Source organism: Streptomyces sp. NPDC051561 (genome assembly GCF_044454195.1).
Taxonomy (GTDB): Bacteria; Actinomycetota; Actinomycetes; order Streptomycetales; family Streptomycetaceae; genus Streptomyces.
In genome coordinates this window covers 649,238-664,044 of sequence record NZ_JBITDM010000002.1, presented here as the reverse complement: position 1 = coordinate 664,044, position 14,807 = coordinate 649,238, and the positions used below count along the sequence as shown (strand labels likewise).

Here is a 14,807-nt window from a genome sequence, read left to right as displayed (position 1 = left end):
GCTCGTACGTCCGAGAAGGAACTTACGTACGTCAGTCAGCCGCCAGACCCAGCTCCAGCCCGCCCCGGCCCTTGCCCTCGCCTTCAGCTCCTCCGCCTCCTGCCTAGGAGAGTGCGCCATCAAAGCGTCCAGCAGTCCCCATGCCGCCCCCGGTTCCGCAGCAGCCACCCCCGCTGTGGAACTGCGCGGCATCACCAAGCGATTCCCCGGTGTCGTGGCCAACCACGACATCGCCATCACCGTTCACCGCGGCACCGTGCACGCCCTGGTGGGTGAGAACGGCGCGGGCAAGTCCACGCTGATGAAGATCCTCTACGGCATGCAGAAGCCGGACGAGGGCACCATCGCCGTCGACGGCGAGCAGGTCACCTTCAACAGCCCCGGCGACGCCATCGCCCGCGGCATCGGCATGGTGCACCAGCACTTCATGCTCGCGGACTACCTCACGGTCCTCGAAAACGTCGTGCTCGGCTCGGAGAAGCTGTACGGCATCGGTGACAGGGCCCGCGCCAGGATCAAGGAGATCTCGGACGCCTACGGCCTGAACATCCGCCCGGACGCCGTCGTCGAGGACCTGGGTGTCGCCGATCGCCAGCGCGTGGAGATCCTCAAGGTCCTCTACCGCGGCGCCCGCACCCTGATCCTCGACGAGCCGACCGCGGTCCTGGTGCCGCAGGAGGTCGACGCGCTCTTCGCGAACCTGCGCGAGCTCAAGGCCGAGGGCCTGACCGTCATCTTCATCTCGCACAAGCTGGGCGAGGTGCTCTCGGTCGCCGACGACATCACGGTCATCCGCCGCGGTACCACCGTGGGCACGGCCGACCCGGCGAACACCACCCCCAAGCAGCTCGCCGAGCTGATGGTGGGCAGCGAGCTGCCGTCCCCCGAGACGCGCGAGTCGACCGTCACCGACGTACCGATGCTGACCGTCTCCGACCTGCGGCTGAGCGCCGTGGACCCGGACGGTGTGCAGCGGACCGTGCTCGACGACATCGCCTTCACCATCCACAAGGGCGAAGTCCTGGGCATCGCGGGTGTGGAGGGCAACGGCCAGGCCGAGCTCGTCGAAGCGATCATGGGCATGCGTACGCCGGACACCGGCGGCGTCACCCTGGACGCCACCGACATCTCCACCGCGCCCACCCGCAAGCGGCGCGAGGACGGCATCGGGTACATCCCCGAGGACCGCCACAAGCACGGCCTCCTGCTGGAGTCCCCGCTGTGGGAGAACCGCATCCTCGGCCACGTCACCGAGAAGCCCAACAGCAACAAGGGCCTCCTGGACCTGAAGGCCGCCCGCGCCGACACCCAGCGCATCGTCCGCGAGTACGACGTCCGCACCCCCGGCATCGACGTCACCGCGGCCTCCCTCTCCGGCGGCAACCAGCAGAAGCTGATCGTCGGCCGCGAGATGAGCCACGCGCCCAAGCTGCTCATCGCCGCCCACCCCACCCGTGGTGTGGACGTCGGCGCGCAGGCGCAGATCTGGGACCAGATCCGCGAGGCGCGCCGCGAGGGCCTGGCCGTCCTGCTGATCTCGGCCGACCTCGACGAGCTGATCGGCCTCTCGGACACCCTGCGGGTCATGTACCGCGGCCGCCTGGTCGCGCACGCGGACCCCGCCACCATCACTCCGGAGGAGCTCGGCTCGGCCATGACCGGCGCCGCCACCGGACGCCTGGAGGCCTCCGCCGAGGACCTGGCGCAGGCCCGGGCCGACGCCGCCGCGGGCACCACCGCGGAGCCCGCCCACGGGCGTGCCCAGGCACCGACCGAACCCGGGCGTGCCCAGGCACCGACCGACACCCACCCCCTGAACGGGGGAGAGGACCGATGAAGAAGTTCGACAAGGAGCGTCTGCTCCTGGGTATCGCGGCCCCGCTGCTCGCGATCGTGGCCGCCTTCGTGGTCACCGCCGTGGTGCTGCTCGCCACCGGCAAGGAGCCGTTCAGCGCCTTCGGCATCATGTTCGACTACGGCATGAAGTCGGACAGCCAGGTCTACATCCTGAACAAGGCGACGACGTACTACCTGGCAGGTCTGGCGGTCGCCATCGGCTTCCGGATGAACCTGTTCAACATCGGCGTCGACGGCCAGTACCGTCTCGCGGCCTTCTTCGCCGCCGCCGTCGGTGGTGCGCTGACCCTGCCCGGCATCGTCCAGATCCCGCTGATCATCCTCACCGCGATGATCGTCGGCGCCATGTGGGCCGGTATCGCCGGTGTCCTGAAGGTCACCCGGGGTGTCTCCGAGGTCGTCTCCACGATCATGCTGAACATGATCGCCACCGCGATCATCGGCTACCTCCTCCAGCAGGGCCGCCTCGGCCACCTGGACAGCGCGGGCACCAAGGTCGCCACCAAGCCGCTGCCGGAGTCCTCGCACTTCTTCCTGATCCCGACGATGCCCGACCCGATCTGGGGCTTCATCGTGGTCGCCGCCATCGCGGGCGTCGCCTACTGGTTCTTCCTCACCCGCACCCGCTTCGGCTTCGACCTGCGGACGGTCGGCCAGTCCGAGTCCGCGGCCGACGCCAGCGGTGTGAACGTGAAGAAGATGGTCGTCACCTCGATGCTGATCTCCGGCCTGGTGGCCGGCCTGGTCGGCATGCCGACGCTGCTCAACGACTCCTTCGAGTACGGCGGCGACTTCCCCACCGGCATCGGCTTCACCGGTATCGCCATCGCCCTCCTGGGCCGCAACCACCCCATCGGCATCGCGCTCGGCGCCCTCCTCTGGGGCTTCCTGGAGCGCGGCGCAGGAAAGCTCGAATTCGAGGGTTACGACAAGGAGATCGTCGGCGTCATCCAGGGCGTCATCGTCCTGTGCGTCGTCATCGCCTACGAGGTCGTCCGCCGCTACGGACTCAAGCGCCAGCAGCGCCAGGTGGGCGAGAAGCTCGCCGCCCAGGCCAACAACTCCCAGAAGCAGGAGGTGTCGGCGTGAGTACGGCGACTTCCACCCCGGCGGCCCCCAAGGGCTCCCGGGCCTCCCGGGGCAAGAAGACGGGCAAGCCCCGTCTGTCGTTCCCGGTCGTCCTGCTGATCATCGCGGGCGCGCTGATCGCGCTCTCGGCGGTGCGTGCCATCACCGGTGCGCAGGACATCACCTCGGCCGGCCAGATCAGTGCGGCGCTCTCCATGGCGGTGCCGATCGGCCTCGCCGGACTCGGCGGCCTGTGGGCCGAGCGCGCGGGCGTCGTCAACATCGGCCTCGAAGGCATGATGATCCTCGGCACCTTCTTCGGTGCCTGGGCGGGCTGGCAGAGCAACCCGTGGATCGGTGTCCTCGCGGGCGTCCTCGGCGGCATGTTCGGCGGCCTGCTGCACGCCATCGCCACCGTCACCTTCGGCGTCGACCACATCATCTCCGGCATCGCGATCAACATCCTGGCGCTGGGCATCACCACGTACTTCGCCAAGCTGTGGTTCAACACCGGCGAGGCACTGGCCGCGGGCGGCAGCCCCAAGCAGTCCCCGCCCGCCGACAGCATCGGCTCGGTGAGCCTGCCCGGGATCTCCGACTGGCTCCACGACATCGAGAAGCACCACTGGTTCTTCGTCTCCGACGTCGCGGGCATCCTCGGCGGCCTGGTCACCAAGGTCTCGCTGCTGACGATCGTCGCGGTCCTGCTCTTCGCCCTGACCTTCTGGGTGCTCTGGAAGACCTCGTTCGGCCTGCGGCTGCGCTCCTGCGGCGAGAACCCGATCGCCGCCGAGTCGCTCGGCGTCAACGTCTACAAGTACAAGTACATCGCCGTGATCGTCTCGGGCGGCATGGCCGGCCTCGGCGGCGCCTTCCTCTCCCTGGTCACCTCGCACATCTACAACGAGGGCCAGACCGGCGGCCGTGGTTACATCGGCCTCGCGGCGATGATCTTCGGCAACTGGCGTCCGGGCGGCCTCGCCATGGGCGCGGGCCTGTTCGGCTTCGCGGACGCCCTCCAGCTCCGCAACGGCGGCTCCTCGGTCCACGCGCTGCTCCTGCTGCTGGTGGTCCTGCTCGCCGGACTGGCGCTCTGGAAGGCGTACAAGAAGTCGTACCTCACGGCCGCCATCTCCGCCGTCATCGCGGCGGGCGTGCTGGTCTGGTACCTCGGTACGGACACCGTGCCCACCGAGTTCGTGAGCGCGACGCCGTACATCGTCACCCTCCTCGTCCTCTCGCTGTCCGCACAGCGGCTGCGGATGCCCAAGGCGGACGGCATGCGCTACCGCAAGGGGCAGGGCAAGTGACGTCCGCCGTTGACTGGGAGGCGCTGCGGGCCGCAGCCAGGGACGCGATGTCCCGGGCGTACGTCCCGTACTCGAAGTACCCGGTCGGCGCGGCCGCCCTGGTGGAAGACGGCCGCACCGTCTCCGGCTGCAACGTCGAGAACGCCTCCTACGGCCTCTCGCTGTGCGCGGAGTGCGGCCTCGTCTCCGCGCTTCAGGCGAGCGGCGGTGGTCGCCTCACGCACTTCACCTGCGTGGACGGCCGGGGTGAGAACCTGATGCCGTGCGGCCGCTGCCGCCAGCTGCTGTACGAATTCGGCGGCCCGGAGCTCCTGCTGGAGACCTCGTCGGGGGTGCGCACCCTGGGGGAGATGCTGCCGGACGCGTTCGGCCCGCAGCACCTGGCCTGACTGGTTTATCGAGCGGTACTGAGAGCCCTCCGGCCTCCCACTTCACGGGGGAGGCCGGAGGGCTCTCGCCGTTGCGCATCCACCCCTCAGCCGCCCGGGTTCAGCTTTGCCGCCCAGCGCTGAGCCTCGAAGATGGGGGTGGTGGCACCGCCGATGGGGTCCAGCCACAGTTTCCGCTTCCCCTTGTCCTCGTCCAACCGGAAGGACAACGAAGGGGCACTCTTGGCGCAGCCCGACGGCTGCTTGCTGTCGGCGGGCTCCCCGGGCGCGGTGCGGACCAGGTGCGACTCCCGGGAGAACACCGCAGCCGTGTACACGCACTTCTGCCCGACCGCGCCGATGGACACGAGACGGACGTCGTCCTTCGCCGCTCCCGTACCCAACGTGGCTTCCAGCCGGTAGCTGCCTTCCTGCCCCCGGCCGCTCCACGAGCCCCGGAACTTCTCCGGCAGTGGGCCCTTGGCGGACGCTGCCTTGTTGAACGTGTCGGGCTTGTAGAGAGTCTTCCCGTCGTTGCCGTGGTCGAAGTAGCCCGGATCGTCCTCCCACTGGGACCACCCGTTCAAGCTGGTGACGAACGCTCCCGTGCCGTCCGGCGGGGTGGAGGAGCCGTAGTCAGTGGTGCTGTCCTTGCAGCCACTCGCCTCGGACTTCGGGATCGCGCTCTTCAACCGTTTCGAGCTGAGTCTGATCGCGTCGCCCTCGGAGCCGGTCCTGGCGTCGGTGATGGTGCTCTCCCAGACGCACAGCCGGTACTCGTTCAACACGGAGTACTCCACAGCACCCTTCGCGCCGATGGACAGGCGTGCGGTGATCCCGTCGATGCCCATGCCGTCCCCGCCCTCTCGCTCAAGGTCCGCCTGCCAGCTCCCCTGCAACGCCTTCGGCGCACTCACCGACGGCGACGCCCCGGCCCCTTGGGTGCCGACCTCCAGGAGGCGGAGCGCGAGCAGCCCGCCGACGACGGCGACCACCACACCGGCTGCCGCCCACACCGCGAAGGCCGGGCGGCGCCGCTCCTGCGGGGCCTGCTCCTTCCCGTACGAGGGTGCTGTTACGGCGTTCTCCGGGTCGAGCGTGGGGGCGTCCGCGAGGGCGATCGGCGCAGGTGCCTTCTCGGATTCGGCGGGCTCCGGTGGAGTGCGGACCGGAGCAGGGAGGGGAGTTCGGGCCGGGGCGCGGACCGGGGTCGGTGCGAGGGCGGTGTGCGGGCGCAGGGGGTCGAAGTCCAGCAACTGTGCGGCCTGGCGGCCGAGTTGGCCGAGCAGTGAGCCCGGAAGCCACTCGTCCGTGCCTTCGGTGGCCGTGCGGGCCGCGATCTGCTGTGGTGTGGGGCGCCGGGCCGGGTCCTTGTGCAGGCATTCCCGTACGAGTCCCAGGAGCGCCTGTGGCACCCCGGCCAGGTCCGGTTCCTCCTCGGCGATCCGGAAGAGTTGGGCGTGCAGCCCGTTGCCGGTCGCGCCGAAGGGCTGGCGTCCGGTGGCCGCGTAGGCGAGGACCGAGCCCAGGCAGAACACGTCGGATGCGGCGGTGACGTGGAGTCCCCGGACCTGTTCCGGCGACATGAAGCCGGGCGAGCCGATGAGCATGCCCGTACGGGTCTGGAGGCTGTCCCCGGTCATGCTGTCCAGGGCGCGGGCGATACCGAAGTCGATGACCCGGGGGCCGTCCACGGTCACCAGGACGTTGGACGGTTTGAGGTCGCGGTGGACGAGGCCCGCCTCGTGGATGGCCTGGAGGGCGAGCGCGAGCCGGTTGGCCAGGACCCGGACCGAGTGCTCGGGCAAGGGGCCGTGCTGCTCGGTGACGACGGCGTGCAGATCGGGCCCGGGGACGTACTGCGTCGCGACCCAGGGCGTCTGCGCGTCCGTGTCGGCGTCGAGCACGGCCGCGGTCCAGCTCCCGCCGACCCGCCTCGCCGCAGTGACCTCGCGGGCGAAGCGAGCCCGGAATTCGGTGTGTTGGGCGTACTCGTTCTGTACGACCTTCACCGCGACGGTGCGGCCGCCCTCGGACCGGGCGAGGTAGACCCGGCCCATGCCGCCGGCTCCCAGGCGGGCGATGAGGCGGTAGGGGCCTATGTGAGGCGGATCTTCGGCGATCAACTGGTCCACGAGGGAGGAGGGTAGCCCAACTGCCTTGTGGAGAGAGGGGGGTTGCTGGCGTTGGCGGGACCGCCGGGGTAGGGGCGCCCCTTGGTGAGGGCCCCCCTTCCCCGGTGGGGTGGTGGGTCAGGAGTGGGCCGTCTCGGTGCGCACGCCGTCGATGAAGGCGGCCCAGGTGTCGGCGTGGACGACGAAGGCGGGGCCGTTCGGGACCTTGCAGTCGCGGACGGCCATGAGGGTGCCGTGGGCGAGGTGGGCGCCCTCGACGCAGTCGCCGCCCTGGTTGTCGCTGTAGCTGGACCTGAACCAGTCGGCGCCGCTCAGGGTTCCCGCGTGGGTGCTCTTCACTGTCCGTGCTCCTCGCTTGCTCTCTTGATCATGCTCTGTGCACGCTGTCCGGGCGGCCGGACCCGCCCCGCCCGTTCGATGCGACCGGCCGTCTGATGCGCTGCACGGACCGGGTCGAGCTCCCGGACGTACTGGTGGAGGCGGCGTCCGCACGCTGCGGCGGACCGCTCGGGGACGGCTGGGTGCGCTGCGACCTGGCCCCGCACGAGTACGGCACCCACTTCGGTCTCATCGACTCACTGCACTACGGACACGCGCTGTGGGCCAAGCGCACCGAAGAGGATGCCGAGTTGGTGGAGTTGCGGGTCTGCGACGCCGCCCGCCCCTCGCCCTCGCGCGACGCGTGCTGTCTGTTCGCCGACCACGACGGCCGGCACACCTGGGAGGTGGCCGAGCGGCTTTCGCGGAGGGCGGGGGCGGGGCCGGGTGCGACTCGGTAGTCGCCGTGGCCTCCGACCCGGGGGAGGGGTGTCGGAACTCCCGTTCCCCGGGTCGGATTGTTACTCTCGCCCGTTCTCGTAACCGGCGTGACGCGCGTAGATTGACCCCCTAGAGCCGTTCGACCGGAAGGAACCTTGTCCCCATGGACGTCATCTCCGTCATCCGCACCAAGCGTGACCGCGGCGAGCTGAGCCCCGAGCAGATCGACTGGGTCATCGACGCGTACACGCGCGGTGCGGTCGCCGACGAGCAGATGTCCGCGCTGGCCATGGCGATCCTGCTGAACGGCATGAACCGCACCGAGATCGCCCGCTGGACCGCCGCCATGATCGCCTCGGGCGAGCGGATGAACTTCGACCAGCTCTCCCGCCCCACCGCCGACAAGCACTCCACCGGCGGCGTCGGCGACAAGATCACCCTGCCGCTCGCCCCGCTGGTCGCCGCCTGCGGTGCGGCCGTCCCGCAGCTCTCCGGCCGGGGCCTCGGCCACACCGGCGGCACCCTCGACAAGCTGGAGTCCATCCCGGGCTGGCGGGCGCTGCTCTCCAACGCCGAGATGCTGGACGTCCTGGAGTCGACCGGCGCGGTCATCTGCGCCGCCGGTGACGGCCTCGCGCCCGCCGACAAGAAGCTCTACGCGCTGCGCGACGTGACCGGCACCGTCGAGGCCATCCCGCTGATCGCCTCCTCGATCATGTCGAAGAAGATCGCCGAGGGCACCGGCTCGCTGGTCCTGGACGTGAAGGTCGGCTCCGGCGCCTTCATGAAGAACATCGAGGACGCCCGCGAGCTGGCCTCCACGATGGTCGGCCTGGGCACCGACCACGGCGTCAAGACGGTCGCGCTGCTGACCGACATGGCGACCCCGCTCGGCCTGACCGCCGGAAACGCCCTGGAGGTACGGGAGTCGGTCGAGGTCCTCGCCGGTGGCGGCCCCGCCGACGTCGTGGAGCTTACCCTGGCGCTCGCCCGCGAGATGCTGACCGCCGCCGGTCTGCCGGACGCCGACCCGGAGAAGGCCCTGCGCGACGGCTCCGCGATGGACGTCTGGCGGCGCATGATCAAGGCGCAGGGCGGCGACCCTGACGCGGCCCTTCCGGTCGCCCGTGAGCAGCATGTGATCAACGCCTCCTCGACCGGTGTGCTCACCGAACTGGACGCGTACGCGGTGGGCGTCGCCGCCTGGCGCCTGGGCGCGGGGCGCGCCCGCAAGGAGGACGTCGTGCAGGCGGGCGCGGGCATCGAACTGCACGCCAAGCCCGGTGACCGCGTCACCGCGGGCCAGCCCCTGATGACCCTCCACACCGACACCCCGGAGAAGTTCGCGTACGCGCTTCAGGCCCTGGACGGGGGCGTTCTCACCGCCGAGGAGGGCAGCGAGGCCGCCCGTAACTTCGTCCCGGCGCCGATCGTGCTGGACCGGATCGCCTGAGTCGGGGCACTCTGGGAGTGCCTAGCTCTGTGACACATGGGGCCGGTGGGGTGCGCGTGGATGCGCGTCCTGCCGGTCCTGTGGTGTGTACGGGGCCGGGATGTGTGCGGGGGCGGGATGTGTGCGGGGCCGGGGTGTGTGCGGGGCCGGGATGTGCGGGTGTTGCGGTCGTGCAGGAAGGTTTCGGCGGGCAGACGGAACGGTTCGCCGAGCTCCAGCCGTCTTCCGTACGAGACCTGCTTCGCGTACGCATGTACGAGGGGGCGGCACGTGTGCCCCTGCCCGTACCGCCGCCTTCGACCTCGCAGCCGAACCCGACCCGAACCGCCCAGGAGACCCGGACCATGACCGTCGCGCCACCACCGCAGCGGACCGGACGGCACAAGCCGCCGCAGCCCGACACGGGCCGCCGGTCCACCGCGCCCGCACCGGGCGAGGGGCCCCGGCGGTGGCCGCACCTGCTGCGTTCCGCCCGGCAGCGGCTGCCGCTCCCCCTGAACGGCGCCGACCGCGACATCCTCTGGCTCTACCTCCTCACCCGGGTCGGCCTCTGGGTCACCTCGTACAGCGTCGCCTGGCTCTTCCCCGCCGACGGCGAGGCCAGGAACGCCCCCTCCGCCCTCTCCCGCTGGGCCCAATGGGACTGGACCCACTTCCTCCACATAGCCCAGGAGGGCTACTTCCCACCCGGCTCCGGCCCCGGCACCGAGGGCTGGGACAACCGGGAGGCCTTCTTCCCCGGCTTCCCGCTCCTCCTGCGCGCCGTCCACGTCGTCATCCCGAACTGGACACTGGCCGGCCTGCTGATCTCCTTCGTCGCGGGCGCGGTGGTCGTCCTCGCGCTGGCCCGAACAGCCCGACTGCACCTGCCGGGCGAGGGCACCGCCCTCGGCCCGGTACGACGCGCCCTCCGCACCGGAACGGGCTCCGGCGCCCGCGTGGTCGAGCCCCGTCACGCGGGCTCCGGCGCCCACGTGCCGGTACAGCATGACGAGGGCGGCAGCCGCGCTCCCGTGGTCGAGCAGCGTTACGAGGGCGGCAGCGTCGCACTCGAAGCGGTACAGCGCTCCGCCCGCGACGGCCGCAACGGCACCGCCCCCGCCCCCGTCCTTGCCCCCGCCCCCCAGCGACGTACCTCCGCCGAGAGCGGTACTCCGGAGAAGGGGCATCGCACCGTCCTCTTCCTCCTCCTGTCCCCGTGCGCGATCTTCCTCGCCGCCGGGTACACCGAGACCCTCTTCCTCGCCCTCGCGCTGCCCGCCTGGCTGGCCGCCCAGCGCCACCACTGGGCCACGGCCGCAATCCTGACCGCCCTCGCCACCACCGTCCGCATCAGCGGCCTCTTCGTCGCGGCGGCGATCGGCGTGCACTTCCTGATCACCGCCTGGCGGGCCCGCTCCTCCCGGGCCTGGCGCCCCCTCGGCTGGACCCTGGTCCCGGCCCTCCCCGCCCTCTTCTACAGCGCCTATCTGCATGCCGGCACCGGCGACTGGATGGCCTGGAAGCACGCCCAGGAACGCGGCTGGTTCCGCGAGTTCCACACCCCCTGGGAGTCATGGGGCACCACCTGGAAGGCGGCCTTCGGCGGCGAGTACAGCGCCGGCTACGCCTTCATGTGGCAGGCCGAACTCGTCGCGATGGTCGTCGGCCTGATCCTGCTCGGCGTCCTGCTCCGACTCCGCCGCTGGCCCGAAGCCGTCTACATCGCCCTCAGCCTCTGGGCCCTGAGCACCTCCTACTGGTTCACCTCCGTCCCCCGGGCCACCCTGCTCTGGTGGCCCCTGTGGACCCTCCTGGCGGCCTGGAGCCTGCGCACCCCCCGCGTCAAGACGGCCTACCTCGCCGTGGCCGCCCCCCTCATGGTCGTCTTCGCGGTGTCCTTCCTCTCGGGCCGCTGGACGGGCTGAGGGAATCCGGACCGCCTCAGGCCTTCCAGTGCGGGTCCCGGCCCGTCGTCGCCAGTACGACGTCGAAGTCGGAGGCGTCCTCGGGCACCTCGACCGGTGTGCCGTAGACCCCCGCCTTGCGGGCCCCGGGGGCCATCGCCTTGACGCAGGGCGTCAGGTCGGCGACGACTGCCGGGTCCGGGGTGTAGGGGTGGCCGGTGGCCCTGGCCAGGTCCCAGGCGTGCAGGGTGAGGTCGCCGAGGACCATTTGGCCGACGGTGCGGGCGGGGAAGCCCATCTGTCCTGAGGTTCCCTCTTCCGCGCCGGGTGCGGCCCATGCCGAGACGAGCCGGTCGGTTTCGGCGGCGAAACGCTGCCGCCAGTCGGGGCCCTGGCCGAGGTAGTCCACGCTCTCGGAGAACTCCGCGTCGCGCTTGGCCGCGAGTGCCTGGAACTGGACGACGACCTGGAAGAGGTGGTTCACCAGGGCGCGCACGTCGTACTCGGCGCAGGGCGTGGGGTCGCCGAGCCGGCCGTCGTCGATGCCTTCGAGCACGGTGAGGGCGCGGGCGGCGGAGGCTTCGAGCAGTTCGCTGATCTTGGGTTCGCTGATCTTCTGGGTCATGGTCCGACGGTACGGAGACGAGAGGGCCGAAGGCTTGTAAAAACGCGCCAACCGGGGTCGGTCCGGCGTCCGGGCGGAGACCTAGAATCCTGTTCATGGCAGCGCCGCGCAGGGACACCCGAGGCATTGTCGACGCGGCGGGACTGATGGCCCGGGTGCGCTTCCGGCGCCACGAACCGGCCCCGGAACTCCGTCCCTTCCTGGAGCACTACTGGTTCATCGACTGGGACCTCCCGGAGCCGTACGCCTCCCATCTGGTCCCGCACCCGTCGGTGAACGTCGTCTTCCAGCGGGATGCCGGGCGGCCCTGCTCCGGGGAGGTCGCCGGGGTCGGCAGGGGCATGTTCACCAGGAAGCTGGAGGGGGCCGGGCGGGTCTGCGGCGTCCAGTTCAAGCCGGGAGGCTTCGGGCCCTTCGTGCCCGGGTCGGCGGTGTCGGAGTGGACCGGGCGGCAGGTGCCGCTCGCGGAGGTGTTCCCGGGACTCGACGGGGAGGGTGACCCCTCCGGCGACGTACTCGATCCGCCCGACGAGCACGCGCGGGTGGCGGCACTCGATGCGTTTCTGCTCGCGCTCGGACCGCGACCCGACCCCGGGGCCGAGCTGGCCATGGCGCTGGCCGACCGCATCCGCCACGACCGCACCATCCGCCGGGCCGGTGATCTCGCCCGGGACGAGGGGATGTCGCTGCGCACCCTGCAACGGCTCTTCGCGGGCCGGATCGGCGTCGGCCCCAAGTGGGTGATCCTGCGCTACCGGATGCTGGAGGCCCTGGAGTACGCCGAGTCCGCGACCGCCGTGGACGTGGACGCGGAGGCCCACGTGGACTGGGCGCGGCTCGCGGCCGACCTTGGGTATGCCGATCAGGCGCATTTGGTACGGGACTTCACGGCGACGCTGGGAGTGCCGCCGACTGCCTACGCCTCCGGGCGCCGGACACGTTGAACCGCACACGCTGAACCGCACACGCTGAACAGGGCACGCTGAAGGTGTGCGGCGGTCCCGTTCCAGCCGCTACCGATGAGTTTCGGGCAGGCCGGCAGTCCTAGTCCCCGTGGAACACTCTGCGACGAACCACCCCATGGCGATCGTCTCCCCGGTGACCAGGGCCGACGTACCGCACCTGTGCGAGCGGCTGCACGCACTCATCCTGGCCACCGGGGCGACGGAGCTCACCTGTGACGTCTCCGCGCTCACCGATCCCGCGCTGCCCGCCGTCGAGGCGCTGGCCCGGATGCGGCTCACCGCCCGCAGGCTGGGGTGCCGGCTCCTGCTCGGGCACCCCAGCCGCGAACTGACCGCCCTACTCGACCTGGTCGGCCTGTCCTTCACCCCCGGCCCCGGGAGCAGCCCCAGCGCCCCCACCAGGAGCGCCCGCACCAGCGGCGGCCGCAGCGGCGAAGGCAGCTTCGAATCCGGAGATCCCCCCGGGCTCGGCGACCGGCCCGGGACTGCCGTCCGGCAGCAGGGTGGCCGGGAGGCCGAACAGTGGGAACCACACCTTGGTGTCGAGGAACGTGTTGATGTGGGAGATCCGGCCGTCTGAGATCTCGATGACCTGGAGCGCCCACGGCAGGTAGTGGCCCTCGGGCGTCGGGTGGTACTGGGCGAACGCCGGGGTGCCGTTGGCCACCGTGGCCAGCATCCGCGAACCGTTGCAGGCCGCACCGTGCGTGACCATGAAGCCGGTGATGTCCGGCGCGCCGACCAGCCACAGGTCGAACGGGGGCATGGACATGATGGCGTCTTCGTGGAGCAGCGCCGTCAGCGTCTTCATGTCGTAGCCCTCGAAGGCCGCGACATACCGTTCGAGGAGTTTCTGCTGTTCCTCGTCCATCGGTTTCACGGTGTCCGACCCGGCGGTCTTGGACTCGGCCAGGGTCGCCCTGGCGCGCTGCAAGGCCGAGTTGACCGAGGCGACGCTCGTCTCCAGGAGCTCCGCGACCTCGCTCGCCTTCCAGGCGAGGACCTCGCGCAGGATCAGCACCGCCCGCTGCTTGGGGGGCAGATGCTGGAGTGCGGCCACGAAGGCGAGCCGTACCGACTCACGGGCGACGGCGGTCTCCGCCGGGTCCGCGACGACGGTCAGCACCCGGCCGTCCGGGACCGGCTCCAGCCAGGTCGCCTCCGGCTGCGGGTTCAACTGCGCCTGGGCGAGCGGCCGGGAGTCCGTGAAGTCCATCGGCCGGGCCCGCTTCTTGCTGCTGCCCAGCATGTCCAGGCACACATTGGTGGCGATCCGGTACAGCCAGGACCGCAGCGAGGAACGGCCCTCGAAGCGGTCCTGGCTGCGCCATGCGCGCACCATCGTGTCCTGCACGGCATCCTCCGCCTCGAAGGCGGAGCCGAGCATCCGGTAGCAGAACCCGGTCAACTCGGTCCGGTAGTCCTCCAGTTGTGCATCCACACCTGGCGTTGCGACATCACTCACAGGGTCCACCCCACCCGCTCATCCACCCACTGCCTGTCTGCTGTGGAACTTTACGGGAGAGGTCTGACAACGGGACCGGGAATGCCGTGAACTGCCGCGCCGGCAGCGGGATCACGTCCCGGGCTTGCGCCCGTACACGAAGACGTTGCTGCCCTTCTTGAGCAGCCCCCAGTACTGCTTGGCGTCCGCCGTCCGCATGTTGACGCATCCGTGTGAGCCGGGCGGCGCCGACATCGGCAGGCTCACCGCGTGGAAGGCGATGCCGCCGTCGAAGAACTGCGAGTACGGCATCCGCACGTGGTAGAGCGTCGAGTAGTGGTTGATGCTGCGCAGATAGACCTTCTTCAGTCCGGTCCGCGTCTCGAAGCCGTTGCGCCCCGAACGGATCGGAACCGGGCCGTACTTGACCTTCTTGCCGTCCTGGATCCAGGTCAGCTGCCTGCTGAGGTCGACACAGGCGATCCGGCCCTTGTTCACCGGGCACTTGCCCGCCGCGTTGGGGTTGCGGGCGGCGGCCCGCTGCTTCGTGATCGCCTCCATCGCACGCCAGGTCACCGGACCCGCGTAGCCGATGGTGGGGGTGATGCCGTGCTGCGACTGGAAGGTGCGGATCTTCTTGCAGTCGGCCGCCGACTGCTTGCCGTCGACCTTCAGCCCGAGGTACTTCTCCACCTGCTTCTGGTACGGCCCCGTGCTCGTCGTGCAGGAAGCCGCCTGCGCGGGAGCGGCTGCCGCCCCCACGGTCAGTACCGCCGGGACCACCATCGCGGTGACCCCGACGGCTATCCCGGTGCGGGTGCGCAGAGCGCTCCGCAGCGATCCCGTCCTTACGTTTCCACGGTCCCCCGTGGACCCCGTGATCTCCATGGCCGTTCCCTTTCCCCAGCCGTGCAGGACGCGCATGGCGTGCCGTGCT

General features: G+C 70.6%; 13 protein-coding genes and 1 pseudogene. 9 read left to right on the top strand and 5 right to left on the bottom strand.

The window, feature by feature from the left end; all coding sequences use genetic code 11:
- Positions 1–118 precede the first annotated feature (118 nt).
- The 4 genes from ACIA73_RS07380 to ACIA73_RS07365 are packed head-to-tail and all read left to right on the top strand — an operon-like array spanning position 119 to position 4,624.
- Positions 119–1,837 carry an ABC transporter ATP-binding protein gene (locus ACIA73_RS07380; protein WP_399437484.1) on the top strand — a complete coding sequence of 573 codons (1,719 nt, stop codon included), beginning with the start codon at positions 119–121 and terminating at the stop codon, positions 1,835–1,837.
- Complete coding sequence (locus ACIA73_RS07375) at positions 1,834–2,946, top strand: ABC transporter permease (RefSeq protein WP_399437313.1); 1,113 nt, start codon at positions 1,834–1,836, stop codon at positions 2,944–2,946. The genes ACIA73_RS07380 and ACIA73_RS07375 overlap by 4 nt, the downstream gene beginning before the upstream one ends.
- Positions 2,943–4,235 carry an ABC transporter permease gene (locus ACIA73_RS07370; RefSeq protein ID WP_399437312.1) on the top strand — a complete coding sequence of 431 codons (1,293 nt, stop codon included), beginning with the start codon at positions 2,943–2,945 and terminating at the stop codon, positions 4,233–4,235. Before ACIA73_RS07375 ends, ACIA73_RS07370 begins: the two co-directional genes overlap by 4 nt.
- Positions 4,232–4,624, top strand: coding sequence for a cytidine deaminase (locus tag ACIA73_RS07365; protein ID WP_399437311.1), 393 nt, complete (start codon positions 4,232–4,234; stop codon positions 4,622–4,624). Before ACIA73_RS07370 ends, ACIA73_RS07365 begins: the two co-directional genes overlap by 4 nt.
- Before the next feature lie 86 nt (positions 4,625–4,710).
- Here ACIA73_RS07365 and ACIA73_RS07360 read toward each other — a convergent pair whose 3' ends face one another.
- The gene (locus ACIA73_RS07360; protein WP_399437310.1) at positions 4,711–6,738 is read right to left on the bottom strand and encodes a protein kinase; all 2,028 of its coding nucleotides are present in this window, start codon (positions 6,736–6,738) and stop codon (positions 4,711–4,713) included.
- Positions 6,739–6,855: 117 nt separating this feature from the next.
- A complete protein-coding gene (locus ACIA73_RS07355) occupies positions 6,856–7,077 on the bottom strand; it encodes a DUF397 domain-containing protein (protein WP_399437309.1) in 222 nt (73 codons plus the stop codon).
- Positions 7,078–7,172: 95 nt separating this feature from the next.
- Here ACIA73_RS07355 and ACIA73_RS07350 point away from each other — a divergent pair, with 95 nt between their 5' ends.
- The 3 genes from ACIA73_RS07350 (at position 7,173) to ACIA73_RS07340 (ending at position 10,857) form a co-directional block, all read left to right on the top strand.
- Complete coding sequence (locus ACIA73_RS07350) at positions 7,173–7,517, top strand: hypothetical protein (protein ID WP_399437308.1); 345 nt, start codon at positions 7,173–7,175, stop codon at positions 7,515–7,517.
- Between the two features lie 143 nt (positions 7,518–7,660).
- A complete protein-coding gene (locus ACIA73_RS07345) occupies positions 7,661–8,950 on the top strand; it encodes a thymidine phosphorylase (RefSeq protein ID WP_399437307.1) in 1,290 nt (429 codons plus the stop codon).
- A gap of 344 nt (positions 8,951–9,294) precedes the next feature.
- A complete protein-coding gene (locus ACIA73_RS07340; protein WP_399437306.1) occupies positions 9,295–10,857 on the top strand; it encodes a mannosyltransferase family protein in 1,563 nt (520 codons plus the stop codon).
- Positions 10,858–10,873: 16 nt separating this feature from the next.
- Here ACIA73_RS07340 and ACIA73_RS07335 read toward each other — a convergent pair whose 3' ends face one another.
- Positions 10,874–11,461: a TIGR03086 family metal-binding protein gene (locus ACIA73_RS07335; protein WP_399437305.1), complete on the bottom strand. Its 588-nt coding sequence runs from the start codon at positions 11,459–11,461 to the stop codon at positions 10,874–10,876.
- A 95-nt stretch (positions 11,462–11,556) separates the two neighbouring features.
- On the opposite strand from ACIA73_RS07335, the gene ACIA73_RS07330 reads away from it, so the two are divergent.
- On the top strand, positions 11,557–12,405 hold the full coding sequence (locus ACIA73_RS07330) for a DUF6597 domain-containing transcriptional factor (protein ID WP_399437304.1): 849 nt from the start codon (positions 11,557–11,559) through the stop codon (positions 12,403–12,405).
- A 136-nt stretch (positions 12,406–12,541) separates the two neighbouring features.
- Positions 12,542–12,724 (top strand): annotated as a pseudogene (locus ACIA73_RS07325) (hypothetical protein); the annotation flags it as partial.
- A gap of 39 nt (positions 12,725–12,763) precedes the next feature.
- Here the strand turns inward: ACIA73_RS07325 and ACIA73_RS07320 are convergent.
- Complete coding sequence (locus ACIA73_RS07320; protein WP_399437303.1) at positions 12,764–13,891, bottom strand: sigma-70 family RNA polymerase sigma factor; 1,128 nt, start codon at positions 13,889–13,891, stop codon at positions 12,764–12,766.
- A gap of 111 nt (positions 13,892–14,002) precedes the next feature.
- On the bottom strand, positions 14,003–14,656 hold the full coding sequence (locus ACIA73_RS07315) for a L,D-transpeptidase family protein (protein ID WP_399437483.1): 654 nt from the start codon (positions 14,654–14,656) through the stop codon (positions 14,003–14,005).
- Positions 14,657–14,807 lie beyond the last annotated feature (151 nt).